Here is a 14,743-nt window from a genome sequence, read left to right as displayed (position 1 = left end):
AGGTAGTGATAGGGGGGCGAAGCAAGCCAGGTGGTATGCTTCAAATTCGGTCGGTGGCGGTGATGGCCGGGATGCGCTGGCTGGCGTCGAAATAGGCGCGTGCTTGCGCTGCGTCGTGGTCGATCGCTGCGGTCAGCGTGGCCAGATCGCTGTACTTCGCTTCATCACGCAATTTTTCCAGAAATTCGATCTGCACCACCTTGCCATAGGCGTGGCCTTGATAATCGAATACGTGGGTTTCGAGTAAGACGCGGCCGCTGTCGTCGACTGTTGGTCGCACACCCAGACTGGCCACACCAGCTAAGGGCGTATCGGCTAAACCGTGGATGCGCACGATGAAAATGCCGCTCAAGGCCGGGCGATGGTGGGCAATCCGTAGGTTGAGCGTAGGGAAACCGATGGTACGGCCGAGTTTTTGGCCATGCACGACGTGTCCGGAGATACGATACGGATGGCCGAGCAAGGCTTCGGTTTCGGCAAAGTCGGCTGCGGCCAGCGCTGTGCGCACGGCCGAAGACGAGATGCGCACACCCTTGTTTTGAACCGATGGCAAAGTGACCACGGTAAAGCCGAATTGACGACCGGCTTGCTCGAGCGTGGCAATGGTACCGGCCCGCTTGGCACCGAAACAAAAATCTTCACCGACCATCAACCATTTCACGTGCAAACCCTGTACCAGAATTTTTTCTATGAAATCTTGCGGTGATAAAGCCGCGAAATGCGCATTGAAATGCTTGACGATCACACGGTCAACACCGGCATGCGCGAGCGAGCCCATGTTGTCGCGTAAATTGGCGATGCGTGCCGGTGCCAGTGATAAATCACCGGCCGTTTGCGCGAAATAGGCGCGTGGATGTGGTTCAAAGGTCATGACGGCAGCATCGATGCCGAGTGCCGAGGCGGCCGCGCGCAAATGCGCAAGCAAGGTCTGATGACCAAGATGCACACCGTCAAAATTACCTATCGCCAGCGCGCATGGGGCGCGGGAGGCTGCATTCGGGAGTCCGCGAAATACCTTCATTGTGTCTGGAAGAATCTGCTGCAAAGCGGTAGATTATAAATGCTTTCCTAGGGAGGCGCGGATTTAATCCCCGTTTCTCCTCGTGCTCTGTGCAGATTCGGCGGACTGTCAGTGGTGATGCGCCCACGTCACGCCGTCGGAAGCCAAGTAGGAGGCAACGGCAGCAGCGTTGCCGCTGGCATACAAGTGCACCTCGCCGCAACTACAAATACCCTGATAAGGGTTGATATGGGAGCAAGCCGAGACTTTTTGCAAAAAAACTTGCACGGCTTTATTGCATTTTTTACATTTAAAAGTAAGGATACGAGCGGGTTTATTCATCGTTATAGGATTCAGATTAAAAAAGCTCGGCGCGTGCCGAGCGCTGTTATTTAACGCGCAAGCGCCACAGTGACGTGACTTCCTTGACCCGGGCCGCGTGCAAAGGATCGCTGGCATCGGTTGATTTCGGATGATGTGGCTTGATATCGAGCTTGCCGGCCACTTGCAAACCAGCTGCATCGATCAGATCGAGCAATTCACCGGGCGCGCGCAAGCCCAAATGTTCGGCAAAATCGGACATGATCAGCCAAGCTTCGCCGCCCGGCTCAAGATGTTCCGCCACGCCGGACAGAAAACTGCGCAGCATGCCGCTGTCGGCATCGTAGATCGCATGTTCGATCGGCGAATTCGGTCGTGCCGGCAGCCAGGGGGGATTACACACGATCAACGGTGCTCGGCCGGCTGGGAACAGATCGGCTTCGACCAGTTCGACGGCGGCACGCACACCGAGCCGCTGCAGATTGTCGGCCGCACAGACCAGCGCGCGTGGATCGAGATCGGTGGCGATCACGCGTTTGACCCCGCGTTTGAGCAGCAGGGCCGACAGCACGCCGCTGCCGACACCGATGTCGAAGGCCAGGGTGGTCGAAGGTAGCGGGGCCTTGGCGACGAGATCGATGTATTCGCCGCGTACCGGCGAATACACGCCGTAATGCGGGTGAATTTTGGCGTCCAGCGCGGTAATCGCCACACCGTTTTTGCGCCATTCGTGCGCGCCTATCAAACCGAGCAATTCGCGCAGCGAGGCGACGAAAGCGCTACTGGGTGCGCCATAGGCTTCTTGGCAGGCTTGTTTGACATCGGGTGCGCGGCGCAGTGAAATACTGTAATCGGCTTCGAGCGGAATCAAAATCATCGCCAACACGCGCGCGCGCTGCGATTGCGCTTGACGGTGCAGATGGAAGGCTTCCTGGGCGTTGGCCGGCGGTTTGGCTTTTTTATTCGCTGGTTTTTTATCGATGCGACGTGCCAGTGCTTGCAGCAATTGCTTGGCATTTTGGAAGTCGCCACGCCACAGCAAGGCCGTGCCTTCGCAGGCCAGTTTGTAAGCGGTTTCGGTATTGAGCCGGTCATCGGCGATCTGTACGCGTTTCGGTGGCGGTGCGCCGTTTTCAGCGTGCCAGCGGCATGACAGGGCGAGGTCGTTTTCTATCCAATGCAATTGCGGGGCGGGCGAGTTCATGGTGTTCTGATGCGCTGATGCTGCCAGCGAGGTTAGTGTTCAAGCACGGAGTGTAACAAAGAAAGCCGTGCAGTCGCGCATGCCGCGACAAGTTATTGCCTCAGAAGCTGCCCCAGATGGCATTGATCGCCGCCACCGCCGTCAGGCCGGCGGTTTCGGTACGTAAAATGCGTGGCCCCATCGATAAGGCAATCACGCCGTGGCGCACCGCCAGATCTTCTTCTGCATCCGACAAACCGCCTTCCGGCCCGATCAGCAAGCTCAAGGCTTGCGGCGGCCGGTGTTTCACCCAATCCGTCAGCGACAACTCGGCGCGTGGTGAGAGCATGATGCGCGGATGAATATCTTGTTGTGCTAACCATTTGCTCAGATCAAGCGGCGCGGCCAGATGCGGCAGACGGTTGCGGCCACATTGTTCGGCCGCAGCGATCAGCACGCCCTGCCAGTGCGCCATTTTTTTTTCCGCCCGTTCGGCCGATAAACGCACGACGCAACGCTGCGTCGCCAAAGGCTGGAGTGCGGTCACGCCGAGTTCGACGGCCTTTTCCATGATCCAGTCCATTTTGTTGCCTTCTGGTAAGGCTTGCACCAGATTCAAGGCATGCGCCAATTCGACTTCTTCAGGTAGAAATAACTTGAGCACGGCCGTTGCCTGCTTTTTATCAAGCGCCGTCAGACTGGCCACATAACAGCCGCCGCTGCCATTGAACAATTGCAGCGTCTCGCCGACCTGCATGCGCAGCACGAAAACATGGTGGGCGACGGCCGGCGGCAGCGCGACGCTGATACCCAAACTGAGTGGTAAATCACAGAAAAAGCGTGGCATAAGCAATGGACATTCATAAAAACGGGAACACGATAGCGCCGATTATACGGTAGCCCTAGGGTGCAAATCGGTATATCTGTAGGCGCTCGCGGGCGGCTCTGTTAAAATATCGGGCTTTACCGGCTATGTCTACATTTTGGCAGCCGAGCGTTACCGAACATCTATCCCAAAACTTCCCTGAAACCTATTCGCCATGATCTCTTCTCTCCAGCCCGCAGTACTGAACAAGATGGCCAACGCCATCCGTGCTTTGTCCATGGACGCCGTGCAAAAAGCCAATTCCGGACATCCGGGCGCGCCGATGGGCATGGCTGATATCGCTGTAGCCTTGTGGAAGGGGCACTACCGCCACAATCCGGCCAATCCAGGCTGGATCAATCGCGACCGCTTCGTGTTATCGAATGGTCATGGTTCGATGCTGCATTATTCGCTCTTGCATTTGACCGGTTACGCTTTGACCATGGACGATATCCGTCAGTTCCGTCAATTGCATTCAAAAACCGCCGGTCATCCGGAAGTGCATGTCACACCGGGCGTGGAAACCACTACCGGCCCGCTCGGTCAAGGTATTAGCAATGCGGTCGGCATGGCCTTGGCCGAAAAACTGCTGGCGGCTGAATTCAATCGCCCTGGCCTGACCGTGGTCGATCATCACACCTATGCCTTCATGGGCGATGGCTGCCTGATGGAAGGGATTTCGCACGAAGCCTGCTCGCTGGCCGGCACCTTGAAACTCAATAAACTGATCGCCTTCTGGGATGACAATGGCATTTCCATCGATGGCCATGTCGAAGGCTGGTTTACCGATAACACGCCGCAGCGTTTCGCCGCTTACGGCTGGAACGTGATCGCCGCGGTCGACGGCCATGACGCTCAAGCGGTGTCGGCCGCGATAGTCGCGGCCAAAGCCGCCGACAAACCGACCCTGATCTGCTGCAAAACCGTGATCGGCAAAGGTTCGCCGAATATGGAAGGCACCCACAATGTGCATGGCGCCGCGCTCGGCGAGAAAGAAATCGCCGCGGTACGCGCGCACATAGGCTGGGACTACGCCCCGTTCGAAATTCCAGCGGATGTGTATGCCAACTGGGATGCCAAAGCTGCCGGCGCTGCCGCGGAAAGCAACTGGGATGCCGCATTCGCCGCCTACACGGTGCAATTCCCACAGCAAGCAGCCGAACTGACACGGCGCATGCGTGGCAGCTTGCCGGCCGATTTCGATGCGGTATTGGCCGCCGCCATCGCCGCTTGCGTCGACAAGAAAGAAAATATCGCCACCCGCAAGGCCAGCCAGAATGCGATTCAAGCACTGGCACCGTCGCTGCCAGAATTTTTAGGCGGTTCGGCCGATTTGACCGGTTCCAATCTGACCAACTGGAAAGAATGCGTCGCAGTGCGCGGCGATCAGGCGGGGAATCACATCAATTACGGCGTGCGCGAATTCGGTATGAGCGCGATGATGAACGGGATTGCTCTGCACGGCGGTTACATCCCTTTCGGTGCCACCTTCCTGACCTTCTCCGATTACAGCCGCAATGCGATTCGCATGGCCGCCTTGATGAAAATCCGCACCTTGTTCGTGTTTACGCATGATTCCATCGGTTTGGGTGAAGATGGTCCTACGCATCAATCGATCGAGCATATCTCGAGCATGCGTTTGATTCCACAACTAGACAACTGGCGTCCATGCGACACGGTGGAAGCCACCGTCGCTTGGGGCCATGCAGTACAACGTCAGGATGGCCCGTCGACGCTGATTTTCTCGCGCCAAAATTTGCCTTACCAAGAACGCAGCGCGCAACAAATTGCCGACATCGCCCGTGGCGGCTATGTCTTGCAAGATGCCGTCGATGCGCAAGCAGTATTGATCGCCACCGGTTCGGAAATCGAGTTGGCCGTCAAAGCCGCCGCCGAATTGGCACAGCAAGGCATCGCTGTACGTGTGGTATCGATGCCTTCGACCGATGTGTTTGATCGTCAGGATGCTGCCTACAAAGCGGCCGTGCTCGGTAAAGGCTTGCCGCGTACCGCCATCGAAGCCGGCGTCACCGCCTTCTGGTACAAGTATGTTGGTCTTGAAGGTGCCGTGGTCGGTATCGACAGCTTCGGCGAATCGGCACCGGCTGGTGTCTTGTTCAAACATTTCGGCTTTACCGTCGAGCATGTGGTCGCGACCGTCAAAGCGACGCTGGCTGCCGCTTGAAGTACGATGAGTGAAACCATGAGCAGTATCAAAGCCGTCAGCTTGCGCCGTGCTACTGTTGCCGATGCGGCAGCGATCGCGGCCGTGCGCATAGAAGGCTGGCAAACCAGTTACCGCGGCATCATGCCGGATAGCTATCTCGACAATATGCAATTGGCCGACAGCTTGTTGCATTGGAAGCAGATTTTGCAAGCCCTGCCACAAGTCGATGCGCGCGTCTGCGTGTATGTGGCCGAAAGTGAAGGTGCCGTGATCGGTTTCGCCTCGGGCATGTTGCTCGAGCCGGCCAAACTCGGCATGCAAGGCGAGCTGACCGCCGTATATCTGTTACCACAGTGGCAGCGCGCCGGCATCGGTCGGCGCTTGCTGCAAAAAGTGGCGCGTACTTTGCAGGCGCAGGGCGCGCAGAATTTATTGGTATGGGTGATCGCCGACAATGCGCCGGCCCGAAATTTTTGCGAAGAGCTCGGTGCACTGGCTTTGCAAGAACAAGCGTTTTCCTGGGATGGCCTCGATCTGACTGAGCTTGCCTACGGCTGGCGCGATCTGGCGGTATTGGAAGCATCCGTGTTGGCCTTGCCGACTTCGCCCTCGCTGCATTAAATTGCGGCCGCAGTGTTGTTTGTTTTTTTTCTTTTGATGTACAGACCTTTGGAGATAACACCATGACGATTCGCGTCGCAATCAACGGCTATGGCCGTATCGGCCGTAACATCCTTCGCGCCCATTACGAAGGCGGCAAATTTAAAAACGACATTCAAATCGTCGCTATCAATGATCTCGGCAATGCCGAATCGAATGCCCATCTGACTCGTTACGATACGGCCCACGGCAAGTTCCCTGGCACGGTCACGGTTGAAGGCGACAGCATGATCGTCAATGGCGATGTCATCAAAGTCTTCGCTGAACGTAATCCTGCCAATATTCCTTGGGGTCAGCTCAATGTTGACGTCGTCTTGGAATGCACCGGCTTCTTCACCACCAAAGAAAAAGCCTCGGCTCATCTGGCCGGCGGCGCGAAAAAAGTCATCATCTCCGCACCTGGCGGTAAAGATGTCGATGCCACGATTGTGTACGGCGTCAATCACGCTGTATTGAAAGCGACTGACACCGTCATCTCCAACGCTTCTTGCACCACCAACTGCTTGGCACCACTGGCCAAGCCGCTCAACGACGCCATCGGTATCGTCAGCGGTTTGATGACCACGATTCACGCCTACACCAATGATCAAGTGCTCACTGATGTGATGCATGAAGATTTGCGCCGTGCGCGTTCCGCCACGATGAGCATGATCCCAACTAAAACCGGTGCAGCCGCAGCGGTCGGTTTGGTTTTGCCTGAATTGAATGGCAAGCTCGATGGTTACGCCATGCGCGTACCGACCATCAATGTTTCCGTGGTCGATCTGACTTTCATCGCCGCCCGCGACACCAGCGTCGAAGAAATCAACAGCATCCTGAAAGCCGCTTCCGAAGGCGCGCTCAAAGGCATTCTCGATTACAACACGGCACCCCTGGTATCGGTTGATTTCAACCACAACCCGGCTTCCAGTACTTACGATGAAACCTTGACTAAGGTTAATGGCGGTCGTTTGGTAAAAGTATCGAGCTGGTACGATAACGAATGGGGTTTCTCGAACCGCATGCTCGATACCACGATGGCCTTGATGAGCGCAAAATAAGATGCAAAGCCGCGCTGGCGCGGCTTGATCTGGCAACAAAAAAAGCTGAGTACCGGTGCGCCGGGCTCGGCTTTTTTTTGTTGCTAGAGTGGGTGAAGTTTCAGAAAATTCCTACGTCGGTTTCGCTTGAAAATTTGCTTGGCTTGATTATCATTTGAATTGGAATTTTCAGTAAAAAGTGTGTATTTGTCTAATTGCTGCCAAGAAAGCGGTAACGATCACTGATCGTTCCGCATCGTTCTGATCGCTGAAGTAAGCTAAATTCAATAATGAGCTCACTAAAATGACAAAGATCGTAGTAGTCGGTGCCGGTCACATGGGAACAGCAGTTGTTTCGGGACTTCTGAATGACATTAAATTTGATTTACAAGTCGTTGACCCTAGCGAATCTCGGCGTATTTTTTTAAAAAGCCGATATGGAATTGATGCACTGCCATCAATCAAGAACGTAAATGATGATGATATTTTGATATTATCAATACCTCCACAAAAGTTTTCTCAGTTTGCAAAAGACATTAAGCTGAACTTGGGACGGACAACTCCTGTGATATCGATGATGGCCGGCATAAAAATCGATACGCTCGGCCACTTACTTGGGGTGAGTCAAATTATTCGCGCCATACCGAATACGCTACCAGAAATTGCTCTCGGAATGACCGTATTTTGTGCATCACCAAACATCTATAAAGAAAATCTAGCGTTGACTGGAGTCATTCTAGGGTCTTTTGGTAAAGCAATATATGTTACAGACGAGTCGCTCATAGATTCTGCGACCGCACTGTGTGGTGGCGGGCCTGCATTCATTGCTTATTTTGCGAGCGCTATGCAGAGTTTTGCCATTCAGTCTGGTTTCAGTAATACAGAATCAGTATTAATGATTGCCCAAATATTAAGGGGAACTGCCGATCTTTTGGAATTGACGCGAAAATCTCCAACACAGATATGTAACGAGGTAATGACTCCTGAAGGAACGACCGAAAGAGGAATAGCTTACTTTAGGGAAAACAATGTAGAACACATCATTACGTCTGCACTTCGAAAGTCGTCAGCCAGATCCAAAGAGCTTGGCGAATTTAAATATATGCAAATGTAAGGAGGCGTATATGTTGGGTTTAAATGATAAAAGCTGGTTGATTGAGAAATTTTATGAAATACACCACGCTTCGTTCTCGAGTTGTCCATATGAAGGGAGTGAAAAATTATTTACTTATGATACATATTTTGGAATGGGACATAGTCTCAAACTGATCGATGATCCAAGTGTTTTTAAAGTAAGTCCAGCCGGTTTGGCATTGGGTAGCTATACACAAAAAATGTTCTCTAATAATGTACTGAACGGACATTTCCTTGACCTCGGTACTGGTAGCGGCGTAATTGCGCTGCTGTTAAGAGGAATGGGGGCTGATCACATTATCGGAACAGATATTTCTCCAGCTGCGGTTAGTCTTTCTGTAAAAAATGAAACCTTAAACTTTGGCAATAATAAAATCGCGTTCGTCGTCAGCGATCTTTTTTCTGGCTTACCAAATGAAAATCAGAAATTCGATTTTATTACTTTCAATCCTCCGGGATGGAGAACTCCATCGGAAAAGCTGTTGGAATATTTAATGTCCACGACCGAAGTTAATGAAATTCCTCTTTCAGCAATGTTTTATGGTGATACTTTATTGCTTCGATTTTTACAAGAATTACCTACTTACTTAAATAAGGGCGGCCGTGCCATTATTGGCTTGAATTCATTAGTAGGTATTCAGGATATTTTAAGTCGATATAAGAACGAAAAATACCAAGATCGCCGTCTTAAATTTCGTTTTTTAGAACGACATACATTTCCGTTATTGTTATATTCAGAGAGTTGGAAACGAATTTCCTCTCGATTAATGGAAGAATTTTCTTCTTGGAGAGATAAAAATCAAGCTGCCTATAGCGTGGATAGCAAAGGTAATCTGTATTGGTCGTACGAACTTGTAGAATGTGTTTTATGGTGAATCGTATAAATTCTACACGCGTAATTATTGCTGCTGTGGTCGCAGGTGTGACCGCCAATCTGATTCTCGGTGCTTCATCCTTATTTTGGCGTGCGCTATCTGACATCCCGACTGAAGTATTACTATGTTATCGCATTCTTGCTTCATTCTTCACGCTAGCGGTGCTGGTGCTGATGATTGGTCAATGCAGGAATTTTATATCAGCTTTGACGTTTGAAAGGACTTTATATCATCTCGGCGCAGCCCTACTTATTGCCATCAACTGGGGAACATTTGTCTGGTCTTCAATAAACGGTCATGTTTTGGAAACTGGGATAGGCTACCTGATCGCACCTTTTGTTGCTATTGGTATAGGCGCATTGGTTTTAAAAGAGTATTTAAGTAAAATTTGCAGATTAGCAATGGCGGTCATTTTTTTCGGTGTAGTACTTCTGTTGTTCAATAGTGCTGAACTCAAACCACTAATTTACTTTTCAATTGGCATCAGTTGGGGATGCTATGCATATGTCAAAAAAATCAGCAAACTCGATGCTTTGTTTGGTTTGGTTTTGGAAACTGCTTTTCTTTCTGTAGCGATTTGTTTTTTTATTTCGACATCAGATTTTTCACTTGCATTCGAGCCAACGTTACCGATTGAAAGTCGGCTGTTAGTGCTTGGATGTGGTTTAATATCCATGCTTCCCTTATGGCTATTTTCCTTTTCCGCGAAAAATCTCTCTTTATCTGTGATGGGTTTTTTTCAGTTTATCCTTCCAATTACCCAAATTTCCATCGCCCTTTTTTTCTATCGGCAAGTCCTGTCCGTCAATACAGCCATTTGTTTTTCATTAATTTTGGCGGCTTTATTATTCATTGTGTACGAGTCTTTTCTTAGAACTGAGAAACTCAATAAAATTGATTCGTGAAGGAAAATCGACATGAAAAATTACGATGTTATCGTTGTCGGCTTGGGTATTATGGGAACGTCGACACTGTTTCATCTTGCACGTTCTGGGGCGAATGTGTTGGGGATTGAACAATTTGGACCTACACATCAATTTGGATCATCGCAAGGAGAAACAAGAATTTTTCGCCGAGCATATTGGGAGGGTAGAGAATATCTCCCTTTGTTAAACAGATCGCATGATCTGTGGACCGAGTTACAAGCTTTGAGTGATGAGAGCTTGTTGATTCCGACAGGAGCCGTATTTATAGGACCCAAATCAACAGGTGTTGTAAAAGGAAGTAGAAAAACCGCGCAAGAAGGTCAGATTACTTATGAAGTACTTAGTGCAAAAAAAATTAGAGCGCGATTTCCAGGGTTTTCTATTAATGAAAAAATGGAAGCAATATATGAGCCGGGGGCATACGTCATTTTGGCAAACAAAGTGCAAACACACATGATGAATCATGCGATAGAAAAAGGCGCTTCTGCGAATTTTGGCCGGAGTGTTCGAGAAATTTCTCGATATACTCAATCCATGCTCTTGGTTAAAACCGATAATGGCGATCAATTTTTGACTCGGGCTATAGTTCTGACAACTGGGCCTTGGACTACGAATAATTTTTTGCCTGAGTTGAATAGTTTCCGGTTCTCACATAGCGTTCCTGTCTATTGGTTTGATGTACGAGTAGGACACGAAGAAGAATTTTCCAAGGATAAATTTCCTGCTTTTTTGTATAATCATGCAGACGGAGCGTTACTGTATGGGATTCCTGCCGGAATAAGTTCGGAGCGAGGTATTAAAATTGGCTTTCACAACAGACAGCATTTGCTTTGCGAACCAGGAAATAGAAAAAAAAGTATTTTGGAATGTTATTCGACAGAGATGTCATCTTATGTTGAAGAAATTTTTCCCGGACTTAATCCTCTTCCAATCAGTTCACGTTCATGTTTTTATACAATGAGCAAAGATCAAAGTTTTTTAATTGGCACGTCTCGAGAACATTCAAATGTCTTTTATGCGTCGGCTTGTTCTGGACATGGATTTAAATTTGGGTCGGCAATCGGAGAAGTGCTTGCTTTGTTAGCGCAAGGAAAATCCCCCCCAATTGATATATCAAATTTTAATCTTTCACGCTTCAAATTAGTCGGAAGTTGAATTGTATTTTTGATACTCCAATGCCGTATCTTTTGATTGTCACTCTCTTTGGAATCGGTAGGATCGGCTTAAACCGTCTCATCGCCGGCCTTTAAATCCAAGCAAGACAGCCGACTTCCGCAGGTATTGTGGCGTCCCCAAAAAAACAAGGCGCGCACTTGACCTATGCTCAGCGCGCCTCTGCCATCAAGCCTGCACCGGCTGGAGCTTACTGAACACCTGCTCGACCATGGCCTTATTCTGTTTTTCAACCGCGATGCGTGCTTCCTTGCGTGCCAAGGCGCATTCGTAGCGTAGTTTTTCGATTTCCGTACTCGGGGAAAAACTGGGAATTTTGGTCGGCTTGTTCCCCTCGGTCACCGCTACCATCGTAAAGAAACAACTGTTGGTATGGCGTTTGACATCGGTGAAAATATTTTCAGCCACCACCTTGACCCCGACTTCCATCGAACTTTTCCCCACGTAATTAATGGTTGAAAAAAAGGTGACCAATTCGCCGACATAAATCGGTTGACCAAACCGTACCTGATCGACCGATAAAGTCACGACATTCGTTTTGGCATAGCGAACGGCACAGGTATAAGCAACTTGATCGAGGATGAAAAGCAGATCACCGCCATGAATATTGCCAGCAATATTCATCATCGTCGGTGTCATGAGAACGGACATGGTAAGTTCACGATTCGACATAATATGTACTCCCGTTATGAGAAAAAATCTGACCAGGGTTTGAAACCCCTTCCAGAGTCTTTTCCATCGTCGCTTGCGACGATCGATTAAGTTGTTTGCACTTTTTTCTGGCGGCCTTTGCCAACAACGGTCTTGCGCGGCTTAGCAGTTTTCTGCGCAATCGGCGCGGCCGCTGGTTCCGGCTGATCCAAGCCCAGTGCTTGCGCAATACTTTGCAAGCGCTGCTGTTTGCCTGCATTAATCGGCCCGCTCAGAGCCAACAGATCGGTCGCCAATTCCAGTGCATGCTGACGTTGCGCGCGCAATGGTAGTAGGGCAGGTAAGCTGGCGAGCGCACGCGCTTCATCCATCCGCACCAAAAACGTTTGGCGTCTGATGGCCTCTTTCATTTGCTGCAAGCTGACGGTTTGATCGCGCCCGGTTGCACGCATCAGGCGGCGAATGCCGCTGAAGGGGCGCTCATCCACCACGCCATTGCCGATCGCAACATAAATCAAGAGGCGTAAAAATCCTTCTTCAGGGCTGCCGTGATCAAACCAGACTTCATGTTCGGCGCGCTTTTGTGCCGAAAATTCTTGCTCTGCTTGGCTCCGTGGGCGTGCGCTCGTCGTGCGCTTCGGGTCGGGCTGGAATCCGGTCATCGCAGCCAGCAACGGTGATTCATAGGTCAGCTTGAACAGGCGTTCGTAGTGGGCATCGCGCATATCGCGATAGCTGTCCCAATTGCTGCGTATGGTGGCGGCGATTTTTTTCTCTGCCAGTAGCCAAGGATTATCCTCAGCTAAGTCGGCTGACATAGAACGGGCCATCTCGGCCAAGGGGCGCAGCGCTTTGAGCGCCGGGTTGGAATCAGACAGCAAGGCCCGCTCGTAGCGTGCCGAGCTTAAATTGCGTAAGCAAGTGGCACTCATTTCGCTGGAAAACATTGTTACGACAGGTGACACAAACATGTCGTAGCACGATTGATTTATCTGTGACACATGCCGTACCAGTTCGAATGCGCGCTCACCCTCGCGGTCTGCTTCACCTAGCGCCAGAATATCGCTGATGTCACGTGGTTCAAAGCGAATCACATAGCGATCTTCAGCGAAATCCAAACCTGCCATGTCGGGTGTGGTGTCGAGGATGATGGCTTCATACAGACCGGGCGGGAGCATGTCGATCAAATCGAGGGCATTGACGAGTTCAGTGTGCTCGCGATTGGCCACGCCGGCTGACACAAAAATACCTAAGTGTCCGATTTGTTCATGTAAAAAATAAACGATAGTTTGCTCGTGATCGCGGATGTCCTCGACGCTGTCGTATAAATCCGCAATCCAGAACAGTGCTTGCTGCGGTGGCGTAATATTGTCACCCCAGGAAGCGAACACCACGATCGGCGAGCGAATCTTGCGCAGGTCGACACGCGTTTCTCCCTCATCCATGATGATCTCGCCGGCACTCAACTTATTACCGACAAATAAGTTTTGTGATATCCACGCCATTTCTTCTTTATTCAACAGGAAATGCCCACCCCACCAACGCTCGAAATCGAGGTAGCGCGTGCGCTCGGTATCGATATTGGCATACAAATTGTAGAGCTTGCTGAAATGGGTATTACCAGGATCGAGTTTCTCAAAATTATCGACCAGATGTGCGCCGTCAAACTTGCCATTGCCGAGATCGCCTGCCAACGAAGCCATCCAGGTGCCGCCCATCAGTCCTCCCGTATAGCGCAGGGGATTCTTGTTTTCCACCCCAGCCCAATATGACAGCGGCGAGCCGGCCAATAAGACCGGGCCGACCGATTCCGGTGCCAATGCTGCCAGGATCATTAAGGCCCAGCCGCCCTGACAATTGCCGATCACAAATGGCTTGCCCACGGCATCGGGATGCAGCTCATTGACTTTAGCGAGAAATATGCGCTCGGCGTGCGTCACGCACTCTATCGTTTGTCCCGCCACTGGCTGCGGAAAAAACATCACGAAATAACATGGGTGGCCGGCTTTGAGGGCAATGCCGATTTCACTGTCCATTTTCGAGCCGCCTATGCCTGGGCCGTGTCCGGCGCGCGGATCGATCACTACGAAAGGACGCTTTTTCGGGTCGGTAGCGACGTAATCAGGCGGCGGTACAATCGCTGCCAAGGCATAATTGGCCGGACGTTCGAAGCGGCGTGCATCGAGTATGAGTTTATAGTCGAATACCAAAACTGGCGGCTTACCAGACTGTTCATGTTCCAGATAATTGTTGCCGCGCTCGCGCAGCACATCCCAAAACATCAGCGAACGTCGGCAAGCATCGGTCCAGTACGCTAAGGTATCGGTGGGGAGGGGTATGGCAGGAAAAGCGCTGAGCTCGTCTGATGGTGGCATACTACATTTCCTCAAAAAAATGTATGACGCATAGAAAAATGGCGAGAGCTGATTTCCATTCAGTATGCAAGACTGAGCAGTGTTTCCATGTTCCATTTGTTTACACTCAGCATCAGTGATAGGCATTCCATCACCGGACTGGAATGTATTCTCAATATAGGGTATTTTTTTTTAAAGGCAAGCGCGTCTTAAGCGATTTTAAGAGCGCGAAAATTTGCTGTGAATGGGTGGGGAGTGGGCGTATGCAGCGAAGATTTTATCGGTGTTGCTGCAATATTTTCCGTCAATAAATATGTGTGTGGTGTTCGTCGCTGCCTTCAGAGGCTGTCGCAAAAGCCTGATGGACGTTTTTTACACCTGAAACACCGCATACCTCGTCATTCCTGCATGCCAC

At 50.8% G+C, this 14,743-nt stretch carries 13 protein-coding genes; 7 read left to right on the top strand and 6 right to left on the bottom strand.

Going from position 1 to position 14,743, the window contains the following annotated elements; all coding sequences use genetic code 11:
- Positions 1-40: 40 nt before the first annotated feature.
- The 4 genes from QN359_RS14515 to QN359_RS14500 all read right to left on the bottom strand — a co-directional run bounded on the left by QN359_RS14515 (position 41) and on the right by QN359_RS14500 (position 3,351).
- The gene (locus tag QN359_RS14515; RefSeq protein ID WP_322247477.1) at positions 41-1,021 is read right to left on the bottom strand and encodes a bifunctional riboflavin kinase/FAD synthetase; all 981 of its coding nucleotides are present in this window, start codon (positions 1,019-1,021) and stop codon (positions 41-43) included.
- A 108-nt stretch (positions 1,022-1,129) separates the two neighbouring features.
- Positions 1,130-1,342, bottom strand: a complete 213-nt coding sequence (locus QN359_RS14510) for a hypothetical protein (RefSeq protein ID WP_322247478.1) — start codon at positions 1,340-1,342, stop codon at positions 1,130-1,132.
- A 46-nt stretch (positions 1,343-1,388) separates the two neighbouring features.
- Positions 1,389-2,525, bottom strand: a complete 1,137-nt coding sequence (locus QN359_RS14505; RefSeq protein ID WP_322247479.1) for a methyltransferase — start codon at positions 2,523-2,525, stop codon at positions 1,389-1,391.
- 100 nt (positions 2,526-2,625) lie between these two features.
- A complete protein-coding gene (locus tag QN359_RS14500; RefSeq protein WP_322247480.1) occupies positions 2,626-3,351 on the bottom strand; it encodes a 16S rRNA (uracil(1498)-N(3))-methyltransferase in 726 nt (241 codons plus the stop codon).
- A 193-nt stretch (positions 3,352-3,544) separates the two neighbouring features.
- Here QN359_RS14500 and tkt point away from each other — a divergent pair, with 193 nt between their 5' ends.
- The 7 genes from tkt to solA all read left to right on the top strand — a co-directional run bounded on the left by tkt (position 3,545) and on the right by solA (position 11,305).
- Entirely contained in the window at positions 3,545-5,554 is a 2,010-nt protein-coding gene (gene tkt, locus QN359_RS14495; RefSeq protein WP_322247481.1) for a transketolase, read from the top strand.
- 18 nt (positions 5,555-5,572) lie between these two features.
- Positions 5,573-6,157 carry a GNAT family N-acetyltransferase gene (locus QN359_RS14490; RefSeq protein WP_322247482.1) on the top strand — a complete coding sequence of 195 codons (585 nt, stop codon included), beginning with the start codon at positions 5,573-5,575 and terminating at the stop codon, positions 6,155-6,157.
- A gap of 62 nt (positions 6,158-6,219) precedes the next feature.
- Positions 6,220-7,236, top strand: a complete 1,017-nt coding sequence (gene gap, locus QN359_RS14485) for a type I glyceraldehyde-3-phosphate dehydrogenase (RefSeq protein ID WP_322247483.1) — start codon at positions 6,220-6,222, stop codon at positions 7,234-7,236.
- Positions 7,237-7,519: 283 nt separating this feature from the next.
- Positions 7,520-8,329, top strand: a complete 810-nt coding sequence (locus tag QN359_RS14480; protein ID WP_322247484.1) for a pyrroline-5-carboxylate reductase — start codon at positions 7,520-7,522, stop codon at positions 8,327-8,329.
- A 10-nt stretch (positions 8,330-8,339) separates the two neighbouring features.
- The gene (locus QN359_RS14475; protein ID WP_322247485.1) at positions 8,340-9,224 is read left to right on the top strand and encodes a methyltransferase; all 885 of its coding nucleotides are present in this window, start codon (positions 8,340-8,342) and stop codon (positions 9,222-9,224) included.
- Complete coding sequence (locus tag QN359_RS14470) at positions 9,218-10,129, top strand: rarD protein (protein WP_322247486.1); 912 nt, start codon at positions 9,218-9,220, stop codon at positions 10,127-10,129. The genes QN359_RS14475 and QN359_RS14470 overlap by 7 nt, the downstream gene beginning before the upstream one ends.
- A gap of 12 nt (positions 10,130-10,141) precedes the next feature.
- Positions 10,142-11,305, top strand: coding sequence for an N-methyl-L-tryptophan oxidase (solA, locus tag QN359_RS14465; protein ID WP_322247487.1), 1,164 nt, complete (start codon positions 10,142-10,144; stop codon positions 11,303-11,305).
- Between the two features lie 186 nt (positions 11,306-11,491).
- Here solA and QN359_RS14460 read toward each other — a convergent pair whose 3' ends face one another.
- Positions 11,492-11,974, bottom strand: coding sequence for an acyl-CoA thioesterase (locus QN359_RS14460; RefSeq protein WP_322247488.1), 483 nt, complete (start codon positions 11,972-11,974; stop codon positions 11,492-11,494).
- A gap of 107 nt (positions 11,975-12,081) precedes the next feature.
- Entirely contained in the window at positions 12,082-14,349 is a 2,268-nt protein-coding gene (locus QN359_RS14455) for a DUF3141 domain-containing protein (protein ID WP_322247489.1), read from the bottom strand.
- Positions 14,350-14,743 lie beyond the last annotated feature (394 nt).

Source organism: Undibacterium sp. 5I2 (assembly GCF_035019605.1).
Lineage (GTDB): Bacteria > Pseudomonadota > Gammaproteobacteria > Burkholderiales > Burkholderiaceae_D > Undibacterium.
Note: the sequence above shows the minus strand (reverse complement) of the source record. Positions and strands in the feature narration are given on the sequence as shown.

Bases quoted from the DNA above. Each gene is read 5' to 3' on its own strand.
- QN359_RS14515 (WP_322247477.1), bottom strand. From the start codon at position 1,021: ATGAAGGTATTTCGCGGACTCCCGAATGCAGCCTCCCGCGCCCCATGC.
- QN359_RS14510 (WP_322247478.1), bottom strand. From the start codon at position 1,342: ATGAATAAACCCGCTCGTATCCTTACTTTTAAATGTAAAAAATGCAAT.
- QN359_RS14505 (WP_322247479.1), bottom strand. From the start codon at position 2,525: ATGAACTCGCCCGCCCCGCAATTGCATTGGATAGAAAACGACCTCGCC.
- QN359_RS14500 (WP_322247480.1), bottom strand. From the start codon at position 3,351: ATGCCACGCTTTTTCTGTGATTTACCACTCAGTTTGGGTATCAGCGTC.
- tkt (WP_322247481.1), top strand. From the start codon at position 3,545: ATGATCTCTTCTCTCCAGCCCGCAGTACTGAACAAGATGGCCAACGCC.
- QN359_RS14490 (WP_322247482.1), top strand. From the start codon at position 5,573: ATGAGCAGTATCAAAGCCGTCAGCTTGCGCCGTGCTACTGTTGCCGAT.
- gap (WP_322247483.1), top strand. From the start codon at position 6,220: ATGACGATTCGCGTCGCAATCAACGGCTATGGCCGTATCGGCCGTAAC.
- QN359_RS14480 (WP_322247484.1), top strand. From the start codon at position 7,520: ATGACAAAGATCGTAGTAGTCGGTGCCGGTCACATGGGAACAGCAGTT.
- QN359_RS14475 (WP_322247485.1), top strand. From the start codon at position 8,340: ATGTTGGGTTTAAATGATAAAAGCTGGTTGATTGAGAAATTTTATGAA.
- QN359_RS14470 (WP_322247486.1), top strand. From the start codon at position 9,218: ATGGTGAATCGTATAAATTCTACACGCGTAATTATTGCTGCTGTGGTC.
- solA (WP_322247487.1), top strand. From the start codon at position 10,142: ATGAAAAATTACGATGTTATCGTTGTCGGCTTGGGTATTATGGGAACG.
- QN359_RS14460 (WP_322247488.1), bottom strand. From the start codon at position 11,974: ATGTCCGTTCTCATGACACCGACGATGATGAATATTGCTGGCAATATT.
- QN359_RS14455 (WP_322247489.1), bottom strand. From the start codon at position 14,349: ATGCCACCATCAGACGAGCTCAGCGCTTTTCCTGCCATACCCCTCCCC.